Here is a 16,267-nt window from a genome sequence, read left to right as displayed (position 1 = left end):
CGGTGCGATCCGCGCGGTCATGGTCTTACATTACACGCGTCGGTGTCGGTGTGGTCATCTCCGGCTGCGCCCGTTGCGCATCCAGCGCGCGCAACTGCTGTTGGCTCTCTTGCAACGGAGGGACGTCCGCTGCCAGATCCACTTTGGTGCGGAAGCCCGGGGTGTTGCCAACAATCCAGGCATTGCCATCCTGCACGGTTACGCTGCGTAGCTGGTCGACGTTGACGATGCCAGCGCGTTTGGCTTCCACAGTCGCATGCATGGCCACGGCATCGGCGGTGCCCTGCGGCAGTTTGCTGTGGATGGAGCGGTACAGCGGATCGTTCGAGATGGGAGCCGCGCCTGGCTCGACGGAACGCTCGGTAACGGAACCTATTGGCACCTTCCAGCCAGGTGGCACATACACAGGCTTGTCTTCGCGCTCCATGCGCTGTTGCGTTTCCTTCCAGCGCTCTGCCGCCATTTCTGCCGCGCCGGCACCAGGGGCGAGGGGGCCGCGCAGATGATTGACGCCATCGGCTATGTACATGAACTGCAATTGGCGCGATGCCAGGGTCAGGCCACCGCGCAAGAGCGCAACATCGCCACGGTATTTGTCGATCATCGGCGAGTACTGCTGCGCCAGCTGTTGCGACTTGGGATCTTCCAACACCGAGCGATCTGGTTTGCCGTTACCATCGACGGGTAGGAAGTTGTGGATGCGGTGTGAGTCACCGAGCGGGATGGCTACAGCTGGATTGCGCGCATCCAACACGCTGGGGGTATTTTCGTAGCCAGCTTGTTTAAGCAGGGCGATCTCTTGAGACGAAGCATAGACCTTCACTTGGCCGTAGTGCTTGCTGGCAGCACTGACCGCATCGCCAGCCATCACATGATTGATCACATCGGTGCCGCCTTCGGGGATACGTCGGTCCAGGCTGACCGCGCCGTAGGCGTTGAAGGTCTCGCCTTTCAGGCCGTAGTGATGTGCCGTGACTTGCGCCAAGTCGCCGCCAAGCGAGTGGCCGGTGACGGTGACTTCGGGCGTATGCCCGTCACGCGTGCCTTGACGCTCAGCTATCTGCATTGCATGTCGGGTGAGTTCAATTGCATCGGCAGCTTGGTAGTTGTGACGAGCTGCGACCATGCCGCCATCGGCGTAGGCACCATCTTGTTTGGGTTGACGATCAAATTCGGTGCCCCGATGGGCGACAATAATATCACTCGTATCTATGCGCTGATAGATGATGCCTTGATAGCCCGAAGGTGTGTCAATGTATTCGAGCCGTTTATACAAAATGCCGCCTATATTTGCCGTTTGACTATCCTCACCCGTTTCGTTTGGCTTTCTATAAACATCGCTTGCCAGCTCAGCATATTGTTGTGCGGTCAGCTTCATAATGCGTCCTTTCTGGCAATCAGAGTCACTTTGAACAGCTGTTTGCGTAAATCTTCCTTAAATTGAGTCGGGTCTGAGTGACCTGAATCGGGGTAGTTGTCCATCTCATCTTTAGGATATCCGCCTGACCAGAAATAGGTCGTAGTCGGGAGGCCGCTCGATATTTTATCTTTGTATAGACCTGGCTGAAACCGTGTTTCTTCGTTCTTCCCTGTTGCCTTTAACGAAACATCCACGCTAGTGAGTTCCCACCGGCAGACGCCCTTGCCATAGTAGTCCGCATCAATCATGCCATCGGCATAGATCGTCGCAACGTAGGTGGATGCATCGCGCTTTTCAAAATTGATTGGAATGCCGTGTTCATCAGACTTGTTCCACACGCCGGCAATGGGCTCGATTGGCGTGCATTGCTTGTGGTTGGTCATCTGGTAGAACGCCGTGCCCGAGATCCATTCAAACGGACCCGGCGCATCCTCGATCGTCATCGTGAGCCGGTACGCCTGCATCGGATGCGGGTTCTTCTGGTAAGTCGGATCGCTGGTCGTCGCGTCTGCTTTTGAGGATGGCGTAGCCATTGGTTGGCATCCTGCAACGAGGAGGGGCATGAGGAGGAAAATGAAACGGCCGATAATCTTGGGAGCCATTGGAGATGCCTCTGCTGCATGCACGCATTGCGCGATAGAAGATGCGGAGTTTTTGGCTCTAATTGAGGTGATGCGCATTATACTTGACATCGTATCAGCGCGTATTAGCAAGATCCGCAGAAATTCAAGAGTGCACTTGCAAATAAGCGGTCCGCATGAGCCATGACTGCCTGCAAGGCTACGCGAAATTAATACACTAGAAGCCAACTATTACCGGTACCTAGCTCAGATTTTCGGGTCGTATGCGACAGGGTAGAAGCGCGCAAACATCTGAGCAGACACTGCGTTGAGCCGGCAAAAGTTCCTAACTGTAACCGTTCCGGTGGCTGGCCAACAGGGAGCAGTAGTCGGCCGGCAGACCTAGCTTTGAGAAATGCCCGCAGTAAAGCCTCTAGTTAAAATATTGATCAATAAGCTTTGAATATAGGCTCCGAGCATGCCTCATAGATAATCTTGCACTCCACTCCCGGCGTGGATCTATTTTCAATTCTGCACCTTTCCAAAGCGACATTACTTGCTTCCATGGTAGTGCCCGCACCGACAAAATTCGAAAGGCCACTTGAAAATGGTTTCCCGTTAACTTTTGGCTCAGCGATAGCAGCGCATTGATTTTTGTAGGCAAGCCCAATCTGGCAGTTTTTTTCGCCATGGGAGGCGCAACGATTCAGTGCATCCTTTTCAGCCTCAGATTTCGACAGCTTGCCAGTAGTTACGCCGTAGCTAAAAACAGAGTCGACAGACCCCATCGCTATAGCTCCCCACGTTTTTATCCATTTACCACTTGGGCGAGATTGCTGTTCGGTCGAATTTCCTTGCGGAATTGGTGCGCACGCAGCTACACCTTGGCCGCCAATAGGATACTGGCCCGGCGGACAGCCCTGCTCCGCCTTAGCAATATTCGCTGTCCAAAGCGTGGAAAAAATCAATGCCCAGCCCAATTTCATAAATACCTCAATTCGACTCAAGTCAGCCGACTGGCGCCCTGATTAGCGACACCTCTAGAACCACTACCCTCTTGAGGCGGAGGTGCTTGCGGAGTGCCGGAAACCCTCTGATCCGCTGAACCTAGAGATGATGGCGGTGTAACTGAATTATCTTTAGGAGCCTGTTGCGGCATATACGACCCAGCCGGCTGCCCCTGCGGGCCAGGGGATGCCGCATTATTAAACGCTGTGTAAGTGAGGAACGTGCCCATATTGCCCTGCCATAGCGCGGCGGCAATGGTGGGGACGGTGATGATGAGCATCGTCATGATCAGTCCGATACCGCCTTGCTGTAGCGCCTGGCTGGAGAGGCCTTCGGCGCTGACCAGGGGGATGAACTTGACCGCCCAGTAGGCCGCGGCCACCTTGGCGGTGAACTTGAGCACCATGGACGTGACCACCGACAGCATGGCCATCGAGAACAGCGTGCCGATGATGTAGAACAGCCACTTCTTGAACAGATCCTTGGTCTGGTCGAAGACCAGCGCCAGGATGAAGATGGGTCCGATGCCGATCAAGAAGGCCATGGTGAACTTGAACAGCAGCAGCATCGCCCCCGCGGCCATCGGTGGGCTGGCGGTGCCGAAGCCAGCCATCAGCATGGCGCGACCTTTTTTCTCCAACATTTCCGGCTCAGTGGACTCCACCCGTACCGCATCCAACGTGGCCAGCGCAATCTGGGTGTAGGCCAGGTTCTCGTCGATGGCATCGGCAGCGGTGCTTTCCTTGCCGGTGAACAGGGTGTGGATCTCCTTGTCCAGATTCTGGGTCATGCTTTGATGCAGCATGGCGCCATTGGCGCCCAGGGCCGAGGCAAAGCTGATGATGAGGGCCACCTTGCCGGCCTTGATCATGGTGGCCATCGCACTCTCGCGCGATTGCCCGGTGGCGATGCGGTAGCCAAGAATCAGTATCCACAGCGTGGTGACGGTCAACGCGATGGCGCTGACCCAGCGCATGGCCCGCTTCATCAGGTCCATGCCGAAGTCCTGGATTTCGCTGTTGAAGTAGTCGTTGACCAACTTGAAGAAAACGAAGTCGCCGAGATTGGCATCCGCCAAGGGCGGATACCAGTTTGCCGCACGCGGTGCACACCAAGCTGCCGCAGCAGTGGGCATCGGGTCAGTCATCGGTGCGATCCGCGCGGTCATGGTCTTACATTACACGCGTCGGTGTCGGTGTGGTCATCTCCGGCTGCGCCCGTTGCGCATCCAGCGCGCGCAACTGCTGTTGGCTCTCTTGCAACGGAGGGACGTCCGCTGCCAGATCCACTTTGGTGCGGAAGCCCGGGGTGTTGCCAACAATCCAGGCATTGCCATCCTGCACGGTCACGCTGCGTAGCTGGTCGACGTTGACGATGCCAGCGCGTTTGGCTTCCACAGTCGCATGCATGGCCACGGCATCGGCGGTGCCCTGCGGCAGTTTGCTGTGGATGGACCGGTACAGCGGATCGTTGGACATGGCCGCCGCGTCCAGATCTACGCAACGCTCCGGGGTATTGCCCAGAGGCAGCTTCCAGCCAGGAGCCACATAGACCGGCCTGTCTTCGCGCTCCATGCGCTGTTGCGTTTCCTTCCAGCGCTCTGCCGCCATTTCCGCCGCGCCGGCACCAGGGGCTAGCGTGCCGCGCAAGTGATTGATGGCATCGGTTAGGTTCATCGATTGGGCGCTGCGCGATGCCAGTGTCAGGCCGCTGCGCAAGAGCGCGACATCGTCACGGTACTTGTCGATCATCGGCGCATACTGCTGTGCCAGCTGTTGCGACTTGGGATCTTCCAACACCGAGCGATCTGGCTTGCCGTTGGTATCGACGGGCAGAAAGTTATGCATGCGATGCGAGTCGCCCAACTCCACTGCGACAAGTGGATTGCGGTCATCCAGCACACTGCGGTCGTTGGCATAACCGGCTTTCTGCAAAGCGGCGATTTCTTCTGGCATGGCGTAGATCTTGACCTGGCCATAATGCTTGCTGGCAGCACTGACTGCATCGCCTGCCATTATGTGATTGATTACATGTGTGCCGCCTTCTGGAATGCGACGATCAAGACTGACCGAGCCGTAGGCGTTGAAGGTCTCGCCTTTGAGGCCATAATGATGTGCGGTGACTTGGGCTAGATCGCCGCCAAGCGAGTGACCGGTGACGGTGACTTCGGGGAGCGCTCCATCCTTGCTTGTTTTTTGCGCGTAAGCCAACGCATGTCGCGTCAACTCAATCGCTTCTAAGGCTTGGTTGTTGTGGCGCACAGCCAACATTCCGCCATCGGCGTAGACGACATCCTCTTTTGGCTGTCGTTCTGGCTCTGTGCCGCGGTGAGCGACAATTATTTCGTTTGTATCGACACGCTGATAAATGATGCCTTGGTAACCCGAGGGGCTATCGACGTATTCGATACGGCGATAGGAAATGCCACCAATATTTTCAGGTGTGCTGTTGGAGCCCGTCTCCCCAGGGGGCTTATAGACATCGTCCGAGAGCGCTGCATACTGTTGGCTTGTTATGCTCATGGCGTTGCCTTCTTCGTGGTCAATGTCACCCTAAAGATGTTTTTTCTTGCGCTATCATTAAACTGATCTTCTGCAAGACGCCCGCCATCGGGGAAGTTGTCGATATCTTCTTTGGGGTAACGGCCTTTCCAGAAATAAGTAATCTTAGGGGTTGAGCTATAAATTTCGCTTTTGAATAAAACTGGCTGAAACCGTGTTTCCTCGTTTTTCCCGGTGGCCTTTAGCGAGATGCCAACCCCATTTAGCTCAAATACGCACACGCCTTTGCCATAATAGTCAGCATCAACCATGCCGTCGGCATAGATCGTCCCAGTATATGTGGAGGCATCTAGCTTCTCAAAGTGAATAGGTATGCCATCCTCATCAGACTTGCTCCATACACCGGCAATGGGCTCGATGGGCGTGCATTGCTTATGGTTGGTTATCTGGTAGAAGGCCGTGCCGGAGATCCATTCAAACGGTCCTGGCGCATCTTCAATCGTCAAAGTGATGCGATACGCCTGAGTAGGATGCGGATTCTTCTGATAGACCGGATCGGGACGACTGTGCGTTGCGTCAGCTTGTGAGGATGGGGCATTCATGGGATTGCATCCTGCAAAGAAGAAGGGCATGAGGAGTAAAGCGAAACGGCTGATGATCATGGGGGTCATTTGGGATGCTTCTGCTGCCTGCGCGCACTATGCAATGAAGATGCGCAGTTTAGGCCCAAATGGAGGTGGTCCACGCTACTTCTGGCGTCGCGCCACCGCGATAATGCAATTGGCTGGATCAGCGGGCGCCAAGCAGCCAATATGTCGATCAACACGTTACAGGTGGAAAAGTAAGGCCTTAAAAAACACCAAAGCCATGAATGCGTCAGTCACCAATTACTATTCAATGCCGCTAGTTGGACTATTCTGGCTATAGTGCTGATAGAAGATGGTCCATGTGCGCAAAGATCTGAGCGCATGCTCTCATTGAGGCGATACGAATTAGCCACTGTACAGGTGGATGTGCCTGGGTCGATAGAAACCAGTAAGTGATAGAGGGGCCTAGCGCCCAGGAACTGAATAGATCGTTGCTTTAATATAGTAAGGGGTGTCATCATTACTCACCCATCTGTGCTGAAGACTGTTAAGTTAAGGTGCTTAGTAAAATCTAAGAGAAAGATAGGCAATTTTGTGACACGCTTCCGTTGTATCTACCTAAATTTTTAGTTGCCTAGATTCTGTGAAATCAGAACTCTTTAAAGAAAGGTTCTGAGCACTTGTTATATATAACTTTGCATTCGGAGGTTTTATTGTCTTTTTGGCACTCTTCTGTTGCATATTGCTTCGCTTCTTCTAGTGATGCTTTTCCGACCGCTATCACATTTCCTTTCATGTCAACCTCGCCTGATGCATTTTGTGGCTCAGCTATGGCTGCGCATTGATTAAAATAAGTCAATGTTACCTTGCAGTTAGTGGGGCCCTTTTTGGCGCAAAGATTTAACGCATCCTTGGTTGCATCTGATTTTGATTTTCTCCCAGTCGGAACCCCGTAATAAGGGGTGTTATTGAGTGTTCCAACTGCTACCGCGCCCCAAGTTTTAACCCATTTTCCGCTTGGGTAGCTTTGCTCAGAGCTAGAATTGCCTTGCGGAATTGGAGCGCAGGCGGCTATTCCTTGGCCGCCTATAGGATATTGGCCTGGCGGGCAGCTGCCTTCAGCAAGCACGTTTGTTGAATATGCAATTAAGAAATACAACGTAAATGCACTATAAGGGCTTGTGAAAATTTTCATGACTGCTAACTTTTCGACCTATTTTAAAGGCGGAATTTAGTACTAGATTAATGAAAGTCTTAGGAAGATAGGCGGTCGTTACTGTTTTGACTTGCTAAGCCACGACTTCCGGGATTTTGTTGAACTGGGGGTTGGGAATATCCAGTAGAAGCTCCACCATTATTCAATGTACTAAGATTTTCTGAGCTACGAGAAGTCTCAGAATTTTTCGCGGGAGCTGAGTACGACCCCGCCGGCTGCCCCTGCGGGCCAGGGGATGCCGCATTATTAAACGCTGTGTAAGTGAGGAACGTGCCCATATTGCCCTGCCATAGCGCGGCGGCAATGGTGGGGACGGTGATGATGAGCATCGTCATGATCAGTCCGATACCGCCTTGCTGTAGCGCCTGGCTGGAGAGGCCTTCGGCGCTGACCAGGGGGATGAACTTGACCGCCCAGTAGGCCGCTGCCACCTTGGCGGTGAACTTGAGCACCATGGCCGTGACCACCGACAGCATCGACATCGAGAATAAGGTGCCGATGACGTAGAACAGCCACTTCTTGAACAGGTCCTTGGTCTGGTCGAAGACCAGCGCCAGGATGAAGATGGGCCCGATGCCGATCAAGAAGGCCATGGTGAACTTGAACAGCAGCAGCATCGCGCCGGCGGCCATCGGTGGGCTGGCGGTGCCGAAGCCTGCCATCAGCATGGCGCGGCCTTTCTTCTCCAGCACTTCCGGCTGGGCTGGATCGACGCGCACCGCATCCAGTGTGGCCATTGCGACCTGCGTGTAGGCCAGGTTCTCGTCGATGGCATCGGCGGCGGTACCCTCATCGCCGGTGAACAGGCGATGGATTTCCTTGTCCAGGTTCTGGGTCATGCTTTGGTGCAGCATGGCGCCATTGGCGCCCAGGGCCGAGGCAAAGCTGATGATGAGGGCCACCTTGCCGGCCTTGATCATGGTGGCCATCGCACTCTCGCGCGATTGCCCGGTGGCGATGCGGTAACCCAGAATCAGCACCCACAGCGTGGTGATCGTCAGCGCGATGGCGTTGACCCAGCGCATGGCGCGCTTCATCAAATCCATGCCGCCTCCCTCAGATCTGGCAGAGGGATTAAAGCTGGGACATGCAGTGATTGCTTGCATACGCATCGTGCGCTCTGCTGCAAGGGCAACAATTCTCAGAGTACACGCGCAGGCGAGGGCTGGGAAATCTCTTGCGAGCGCTGCGTATCCAAAGCCTGTGACTGGCGCAAACTTTCCTGCGCGGGTGGTGCTTCCGCTGCCAGATCGACCTTGGCGCGGAAGCCCGGCGTGTTGCCGACGATCCAGGCGTTGCCGTCTTGCACGGTGACGCTGCGCAGCTGGTCGACGTTGACGATGCCGGCGCGCTTGGCTTCCAAAGTGGCATGCAGGGCCACGGCATCGGACGTGCCCTGCGGCAACTTGCTGTGGATGGAGCGGTACAACGGATCATTGGACATGGCCGCCGCGCCGGGATCTACGCAGCGCTCGGGAGTAGTGCCCAGTGGCAGCTTCCAGCCAGGGGCCACGTAGACCGGCTTGTCTTCGCGCTCCATGCGTTGCTGCGTTTCCTTCCAGCGCTCGGCTGCCATCTCAGCTGCACCGGCACCTGGCGCCAAGGGGCCGCGCAGATGATTGATGCCATCGACCACGTTCATGGACTGCATTTGCCGCGATGCCAGCGTCAAGCCGCCGCGCAAGAGCGCCACATCGTCGCGGTACTTGTCGATCATCGGCGCGTACTGCTGCGCCAGCTGCTGCGACTTGGGGTCTTCCAGCACTGAGCGATCCGGCTTGCCGTTGCCATCGACAGGTAGGAAGTTATGGATGCGGTGCGAGTCACCGAGCGGGATGGCCACTGCTGGATTGCGCGCATCCAAAGCGCTGTGGGTATTGTCGTAGCCAGCCTGTTCCAGCAAGGCGATCTCACGGGAGGAGGCATAGACCTTCACCTGACCGTAGTGCTTGCTGGCAGCACTGACGGCATCGCCAGCCATCACATGATTGATGACATCGGTGCCACCTTCGGGAATGCGCCGGTCCAGGCTGACCGCACCGTACGCATTGAAGGTCTCGCCCTTGAGGCTGTAGTGATGTGCCGCAACTTGCGCCAAGTCGCCGCCGAGCGAGTGGCCGGTGACTGTGACTTCGGGGAGCGCTCCATCTTTGCCCATTTTTTGCGCATAAGCCAAAGCATGTTGTGTCAGTTCAAGCGCATCATCCACCTGGCGGTTATGACGTGCAGCAACCATGCCACCATCCGCGTAGGCACCATCTTGTTTTGGCTGACGCTCGAATTCCGTTCCTCGGTGAGCAACGATAATTTCGTTTGTGTCGACACGTTGATAAATAATTCCTTGGTAGCCTGATGCGGTATCGGCGTACTCTAGGCGGCGATAAGAGATTCCGCCAATATCTACTGGGCTACTGTTCGCTCCGACTTGCTCGGGACGGTCGTAAACATCCTTCGAAAGCGCTGCATACTGCTGGCTCGTGAGGCTCATAACTGAATCCTCTCTGCGATCAAGGTGACTTTGAAAATATTGTTTCGCGCGTCATCATTGAATTGATCGAGAGAAAGTCGACCGCCATCAGGGAAGTTTTCCATATCTTCCTTGGGGTAACGACCTTTCCAGAAATAGGTAATCTTGGGCGCTGAGCTATGGATTTCGCTTTTAAAAAGAACTGGCTGAAACCGCGTCTCCTCTTTTCTTCCAGTGGCCTTCAACGAGATGCCGACTCCATTGAGTTCAAAGACGCACACGCCCTTGCCGTAATAGTCTGCATCGACCATGCCATCGGCATAGATCGTCGCAACATAGGTGGATGCATCCCGTTTCTCGAAGTGGATAGGAATCCCATCTTCTTTAGGCTTTGTCGACATGCCTAGCGAACGATCAAAGGGAGTGCACGCATCGCGGTTGGTCATTTCGTAAAACGCCGTACCCGAGATCCAGTCAAAGGGACCTGGCGCATCGTCAATCGTCATGGTAATGCGATAAGCCTGCGCCGGATGCGGGTTCTTCCGATAGATCGGATCGGTGTCTACGTTGTAGGGGGACGAGGGCTCACCGGGGGCATTCATGGGCTTGCATCCTGCAAAGAAGAATGGCATGAGGAGGAAGGCGAAACGACTGACAGTTATTGGCATCATTGGATATAATTTTGCTGCTCGCACAGATTCTGCGATAAAAATACAGTTTGGTCCGCCGTGGGTGCGACCGTACTACCCTTGACATCTGCCAACGCAAATTAGCAGGGTCCGTAAATTCAAGGTCGGCTATCGTCTAACACGCCCGAGTTGACTAAAGCTGTCGGGGAAGCTGCAAGTCATCCACGGGTTTGAAGTCAGCTACTGCACTGTGACGCTGCTCGAATTTTAGGCTGCTGCGCCTAATCGCAATAGGGTGGTGCGCCAGAATATCTAAGCTGATACTGCACTGGCCTGGACTAGTGGTCGTATAGGTGCCGGTAGTCCAAGTCATTATTCGTGATGGGCTTAGTAGTATTTTGCGAGAGATGTGAAACTAATGGTTGAGGGCAGCAACACCATAGAATTATAAGGTTCCCAATTAAATAATATTTAGTAGAAAATTGGGGTTTAATAGGCTTTGAATACTTGTTCCGAGCAATTCGAATAAAGAATGGTGCATGCAAATCCGCTTGAAGAGGTGCACTCGTTTTCCGCTTTGCGTCTCACATCTTCGAGAGATGGACCCCTGGAAAATTGTAATGCTCCAGCAACATTGACCCCATTTTTTTGCGGGCCGGCCACTGCGGCACACTGATTTTGGTAGCTTACCCAGTCTTTGCACCTAGTTCCTCCAGCTTCGGCGCATTTCATAAGCGCATCTTTTTCAGCATCTCGTTTAGACAATTTTCCTGACGAGACACCTAGCACCCCATCAACGGGATCATGGGCGACAGCGCCCCAAGTCTTAAGCCACTTGCCGAGTGGTCGAGGAGCTTGATTGCTAGAGTTCCCTTGAGGAATTGGTGCGCATGCCGCTACACCCTGTCCTCCGATAGGGTATTGCCCAGGGGGGCACCCCTGTTCTGCCAGAGCAGGGAAGGCATTTATAAAAAAGAGTAAAAATAAAAATTTATATATTTTCATTAGAAAATTCACCGCATTCCAATAACTAAGTAACCAGGTTGGCTACGTAGCACTACCTTCACTTCTGCTGGCGTTCCCTCGTGAGCCTGGTGCCTGGGTATATGTTGGAGTTGAACCTCCAGCGATTGCCTTAGTAGCGTTTGCTGTCTCTGTGCTGCGCTCATCTCCTTGACTGTTATTTCTAGGCGCCTGCTGCGGCATATACGACCCAGCCGGCTGCCCCTGGGGGCCTGGGGATGCCGCACTATTGAATGCTGTGTAGGTCAAGAACGTGCCCATATTGCCCTGCCATAGCGCGGCGGCGATGGTGGGTATGGTGACGATGAGCATGGTCATGATCAGGCCGATGCCGCCTTGCTGCAGCGCCTGGCTGGACAGGCCTTCGGCATTACCGAATGGAATGAACTTGACCGCCCAGTACGCCGCGGCCACCTTGGCGGTGAACTTGAGCACCATGGACGTGACCACCGACAGCATGGCCATCGAGAACAGCGTGCCGATGATGTAGAACAGCCACTTCTTGAACAGATCCTTGGTCTGGTCGAAGACCAGCGCCAGGATGAAGATGGGTCCGATGCCGATCAAGAAGGCCATGGTGAACTTGAACAGCAGCAGCATCGCCCCCGCGGCCATCGGTGGGCTGGCGGTGCCGAAGCCAGCCATCAGCATGGCGCGACCTTTTTTCTCCAACATTTCCGGCTCAGTGGACTCCACCCGTACCGCATCCAACGTGGCCAGCGCAATCTGGGTGTAGGCCAGGTTCTCGTCGATGGCATCGGCAGCGGTGCTTTCCTTGCCGGTGAACAGGGTGTGGATCTCCTTGTCCAGATTCTGGGTCATGCTTTGATGCAGCATGGCGCCATTGGCGCCCAGGGCCGAGGCAAAGCTGATGATGAGGGCCACCTTGCCGGCCTTGATCATGGTGGCCATCGCACTCTCGCGCGATTGCCCGGTGGCGATGCGGTAGCCAAGAATCAGTATCCACAGCGTGGTGACGGTCAACGCGATGGCGCTGACCCAGCGCATGGCCCGCTTCATCAGGTCCATGCCGAAGTCCTGGATTTCGCTGTTGAAGTAGTCGTTGACCAACTTGAAGAAAACGAAGTCGCCGAGATTGGCATCCGCCAAGGGCTGCAACCAGTTCATTCCGCCCTGAAACAAAACGTCCATTGCTATCTGCCTATGTACCGTGATGAGGCTTCGGTTGCCCGCCAATGCATTTACTTAGACAGCGCAATCTTCAGTGCGGCTGCCTGGATGACCTGCCCGAAAAGGTTGTTCTTGTCGCCTTCGAGCGCGCGCTTGGCTAGCAGGCTCTGGTCATCCTTGAGGCCTGCGATGTAGATGTCATAGGCCTTCATCCTGGCTTCCCAGTGGCTGAGCTCCATCGCGTTGCGTGCCGCATAACGCTGAACTTCGTTGTCGTTTGCAGCGAGCGCTCCTTGCTTGTCTCCCCCGCTATCGCGCTGGCGTTGCACACGTTCGAAGTCTCTGGCGCGTTCCACCAGGCGCTGGATCATCAAGACCGCCTCGTTGTATTGCGCGTTTTGTGCAATCACAATTTGCCTGCAAACTTCGGTCTGCTTTTCTCGCAAATCGTTACCAGTCAGCGAACCCAACGAAATCGGCACCATTTTTTCTACGATGCCCCCAATGCCAGAGGCTCCGGGACAGTAGGCGTCCATCCCAAAATTCGAATCGCGCAAAACGAAGTTGTTTTCGAGTGGAAGCTCATTGAACTGCAGGCGCTGCAACTTGATGAGCTGCTGCTGGTAATGCTGCAACTGCTGTTGATACTGCTTGATCGTTTCGGTCCAGCGCTTGGCCTGTTCTGCATATTCCTTGAGATCCTTTGCCATGCCTGTCGGGTTGGTCACGACGACCTGCGCGTTGGCAGACCCTGCATACAGCCCGATGCTTAGCAGCAAGCTGGCGGCAAGGCGGGAAATCGGATGGCGGAGGCGGCGGGAACGTGCGGTCATGGCGAGTCTCGTCGATCTTTACGGTGTAGATAGGTGGCAGGAACAGTGCAGCGGGAACAGACGTGAGGGCCGCTCGCTTGGTCAGCAAGCAGCGCTGGCGTTATAAATCATCGGCTCGTCGCGAATGAGTGAGGCCGCTTCTTTCCGCACGCAGGCAGCCTGCGACAGGAACTGCCGCCTTGGGGCGTTGGAGAGGATTGCCTGCTGAAGCCATGATCCTTATGCGCGATGAGGCAGGTTTGGTGCGAACTGTGGCACACAGTTAACCAAATTTCTACCGAGCCAATGGGGCGCCCCCGCCTTCACTCCCGCCAAGTCGCACGCCTGTCTTGGTCTGCCGGGCATCTGTAGGAAAAGTCCTACAGTCAATCGCGGCATTTGCCGGCGCGGCCTATCTCTCGGATACCAATGGGCGGCCGGGTGGCGCCCGAGGTTGGCCGTAGCTTGACCATGGTGCGGAGTGCGGACATTGCAGATCGGCGGCAGTGCACCGGTTCTCGACAGTACACCGGTTCCGCCTGCGCAAGGCTTGCGATAGTGGCAGCTCTGGCTGAAGACGATCGCTTCCGGTTCACCCTTCCCAAGCCGGCAACTTCTTCGCCACCGCGACATTCTTCAAACTCACATACTTCGGCAAGCCATCGCTGCCGTAGGCCAGCGGCGCTTCGCCCTTGATCAACGGGGCGAAATAGCGGCGGGCGCGTTCGGTGATGCCGAAGCCGTCCTTGCGCAGGAAGCTGGGCGGCATCTTCTTTTCGTGATTGGCCACCTTGTGCAGGGGTGCAGGCACGATCTTCCAGCGGTATGGTGCGTCGCTGACGCGTTCGATCACCGGGATCACCGCGTTCATGCCCTTGATCGCGTACTGCACGGCGGCCTTGCCGACCGCTTGCGCCTGTTCCCAGTCCGTCTTCGATGCCAGATGGCGCGCGGAGCGCTGCAGGTAATCGGGTAGCGTCCAATGCACCTTGTAGCCGAGCTCCTGCTTGACCTGTGCGGCCAGGAACGAGGCCACGCCGCCGAGCTGTGCATGGCCGAACGAGTCGGCCGCGCCGCCGGCATCGGCGACGAACTTGCCGTGTGCGTCCTGGATGCCCTCGCTGGCCACCACCACGCACCAGCCCACCTTGTCCACGACCTGTTTCACCTTGGCCAGGAATGCAGCCTGGTCGTAGGCGCGTTCGGGCAGCAGGATGATCTGCGGGGCGTCGTCCGGGTCTTGCCCGGCCAGGCCTGCCGCTGCGGCCAGCCAGCCGGCATGGCGGCCCATCGCCTCATAGATGAAGACCTTGGTGGAGGTGTCGGCCATGGCGGCGACATCCAGTGCGGCCTCGCGTACCGAGACGGCGGTGTACTTGGCCGCCGAGCCGAAGCCGGGGCAGGTGTCGGTCACCGCCAGATCGTTGTCGATGGTCTTTGGCACGCCGATGCAGTGCAGCGGGTACCCATAGGCCTTTGCGAGCTGCGAGACCTTCCACGCGGTGTCGGCCGAGTCGTTGCCGCCGTTGTAGAGGAACCAGCGGACGTCGTGCGCGCGCAGCACGTCGAGCAGGCGCTCGTACTTGGCGCTGTCTTCTTCCAGCGATTTGAGCTTGTAGCGGCACGAGCCGAATGCACCGCCGGGCGTCTGCGCCAGGGCGGCAATGGCGGCGGCGGACTCTTTGGAGGTGTCGATCAATTCCTCGCGCAAGGCGCCCAGGATGCCGTTGCGTGCGGCCAGCACCTTGATCTTGCGTGCGCGCGCTTCGGCGATGACGCCGGCTGCAGTGGCGTTGATGACGGCGGTGACGCCGCCGGATTGGGCATAGAGCAGGTTGCCAGTGGTCATAGGGGGACAGACTCCTCACATGGGGACATGGCGCAGGGGACAGTGCCGGGACATTCCCCGGATGCGGTAAGCTGCACGACCATACGGTCAGCGCCGGCGAAGACGTGAGTCTAACGCCGCCCACCGCAACGCGTTTTTATTCGAAAGTGGAGTCCACTGATGCGATTGGTTCTATTGGGACCGCCCGGTTCGGGCAAGGGCACCCAGGCGACACGTCTCAAAGACACGTTTGATATTCCGCACATTTCCACCGGCGACCTGTTGCGCGCCGAAGTGGCCGCTGGCTCGCCGCTGGGGTTGAAGGCCAAGGAAGTGATGGCACGCGGGGACCTGGTGTCCGACGACATCCTGCTCGGCATGCTGGAGGCGCGCCTCGGCCAGGCCGATGTGGCCAAGGGTTTCATCCTGGACGGCTACCCGCGCAACGTGGCCCAGGCCAATGCGCTGGACGAGCTGCTCGGCAAGATCGGCCAGCCGCTGGATGCCGTGGTGCAGCTGGATGTGGCCAGCGAATTGCTGGTCGAGCGCATCGCCGGTCGTGCCAAGGCCGAAGGCCGCGAAGACGACAACCCCGAATCGGTGCGCAAGCGGCTGCAGGTCTATACCGATTCCACCGCACCGGTCATCGGCTTCTACGAGCAGCGCGGCAAGTTGGCGCGCGTGGACGGCGTGGGTTCGCTGGACGAAGTGCTGGAACGCATCAGCAAGGCGCTCGGCCGCTGAGTCGGCAATGGGCCGGGCGCAAGGCCCGGCCGCAGGCGCGGCGTCTGGTCGCGCCGTGTTCTCGCCGTGATCGCCCGGGCAGTGGTGCCAAAAGAAAAACCCCGGACGTACAAGACGCCCGGGGCAGAATAACGCCAGTAGTAGGCTTGCTCAGAGCCCCAACAGCATGAGCTCCCTGGGGATTTGGCCTCTTGGGGAGTAGGACCAAAGGGATGCTGCGACTGGCGTTCAGCATAGTGAGGGATGTGACCGGGTTCGCACATCGGGAAATTCCCGACAGTACGGTAGGAAATCCCCGACACTTGGGCGTGCGCTGGAATGGAATGTCCGGCAACTGCGGC

14 protein-coding genes and 1 pseudogene are annotated in these 16,267 nt (G+C 56.5%); 1 reads left to right on the top strand and 14 read right to left on the bottom strand.

Translation table 11 applies throughout. The features are described from left to right. Positions 1–25 precede the first annotated feature (25 nt). The 14 genes and pseudogenes from ACCQ07_RS16720 to ACCQ07_RS16655 form a co-directional block, all read right to left on the bottom strand. Positions 26–1,378, bottom strand: coding sequence for a Tle-like phospholipase domain-containing protein (locus tag ACCQ07_RS16720; protein ID WP_372363473.1), 1,353 nt, complete (start codon positions 1,376–1,378; stop codon positions 26–28). Then, the gene (locus ACCQ07_RS16715) at positions 1,375–2,022 is read right to left on the bottom strand and encodes a hypothetical protein (protein WP_372364158.1); all 648 of its coding nucleotides are present in this window, start codon (positions 2,020–2,022) and stop codon (positions 1,375–1,377) included. The genes ACCQ07_RS16720 and ACCQ07_RS16715 overlap by 4 nt, the downstream gene beginning before the upstream one ends. 407 nt (positions 2,023–2,429) lie before the next feature. Continuing rightward, entirely contained in the window at positions 2,430–2,966 is a 537-nt protein-coding gene (locus tag ACCQ07_RS16710) for a DUF4189 domain-containing protein (RefSeq protein ID WP_083347984.1), read from the bottom strand. Positions 2,967–2,983: 17 nt separating this feature from the next. Next, a complete protein-coding gene (locus tag ACCQ07_RS16705) occupies positions 2,984–4,123 on the bottom strand; it encodes a TrbL/VirB6 family protein (protein ID WP_503255983.1) in 1,140 nt (379 codons plus the stop codon). Between the two features lie 37 nt (positions 4,124–4,160). Continuing rightward, entirely contained in the window at positions 4,161–5,510 is a 1,350-nt protein-coding gene (locus ACCQ07_RS16700; protein ID WP_372363471.1) for a Tle-like phospholipase domain-containing protein, read from the bottom strand. After that, the gene (locus ACCQ07_RS16695) at positions 5,507–6,091 is read right to left on the bottom strand and encodes a hypothetical protein (RefSeq protein WP_228735458.1); all 585 of its coding nucleotides are present in this window, start codon (positions 6,089–6,091) and stop codon (positions 5,507–5,509) included. The genes ACCQ07_RS16700 and ACCQ07_RS16695 overlap by 4 nt, the downstream gene beginning before the upstream one ends. A 634-nt stretch (positions 6,092–6,725) precedes the next feature. After that, positions 6,726–7,271 carry a DUF4189 domain-containing protein gene (locus ACCQ07_RS16690; RefSeq protein ID WP_218496903.1) on the bottom strand — a complete coding sequence of 182 codons (546 nt, stop codon included), beginning with the start codon at positions 7,269–7,271 and terminating at the stop codon, positions 6,726–6,728. Positions 7,272–7,330: 59 nt separating this feature from the next. Continuing rightward, a pseudogene (locus ACCQ07_RS16685) lies at positions 7,331–8,341 on the bottom strand (TrbL/VirB6 family protein); the annotation flags it as partial. A 92-nt stretch (positions 8,342–8,433) separates the two neighbouring features. Beyond that, entirely contained in the window at positions 8,434–9,780 is a 1,347-nt protein-coding gene (locus ACCQ07_RS16680; protein WP_218555549.1) for a Tle-like phospholipase domain-containing protein, read from the bottom strand. Further along, on the bottom strand, positions 9,777–10,361 hold the full coding sequence (locus ACCQ07_RS16675) for a hypothetical protein (RefSeq protein WP_184438399.1): 585 nt from the start codon (positions 10,359–10,361) through the stop codon (positions 9,777–9,779). Before ACCQ07_RS16675 ends, ACCQ07_RS16680 begins: the two co-directional genes overlap by 4 nt. Before the next feature lie 516 nt (positions 10,362–10,877). Beyond that, positions 10,878–11,393, bottom strand: coding sequence for a DUF4189 domain-containing protein (locus ACCQ07_RS16670; protein ID WP_218555550.1), 516 nt, complete (start codon positions 11,391–11,393; stop codon positions 10,878–10,880). Between the two features lie 42 nt (positions 11,394–11,435). Next, on the bottom strand, positions 11,436–12,563 hold the full coding sequence (locus ACCQ07_RS16665) for a TrbL/VirB6 family protein (protein WP_218555707.1): 1,128 nt from the start codon (positions 12,561–12,563) through the stop codon (positions 11,436–11,438). A 50-nt stretch (positions 12,564–12,613) separates the two neighbouring features. Further along, positions 12,614–13,375, bottom strand: coding sequence for a hypothetical protein (locus ACCQ07_RS16660; protein ID WP_372363469.1), 762 nt, complete (start codon positions 13,373–13,375; stop codon positions 12,614–12,616). A gap of 571 nt (positions 13,376–13,946) precedes the next feature. Beyond that, positions 13,947–15,203 (bottom strand): 6-phosphofructokinase, encoded by a 1,257-nt coding sequence (locus tag ACCQ07_RS16655; protein WP_071117271.1) that lies wholly within the window; start codon positions 15,201–15,203, stop codon positions 13,947–13,949. Positions 15,204–15,362: 159 nt separating this feature from the next. Here ACCQ07_RS16655 and ACCQ07_RS16650 point away from each other — a divergent pair, with 159 nt between their 5' ends. Next, the gene (locus tag ACCQ07_RS16650) at positions 15,363–15,926 is read left to right on the top strand and encodes an adenylate kinase (protein WP_003483308.1); all 564 of its coding nucleotides are present in this window, start codon (positions 15,363–15,365) and stop codon (positions 15,924–15,926) included. Positions 15,927–16,267: the final 341 nt, after the last annotated feature.

The sequence above is a fragment of the Xanthomonas sp. NCPPB 3583 genome, assembly GCF_041475715.2.
Lineage (GTDB): Bacteria > Pseudomonadota > Gammaproteobacteria > Xanthomonadales > Xanthomonadaceae > Xanthomonas > Xanthomonas euvesicatoria.
This window is presented reverse-complemented; position numbering and strand designations above follow the sequence as displayed.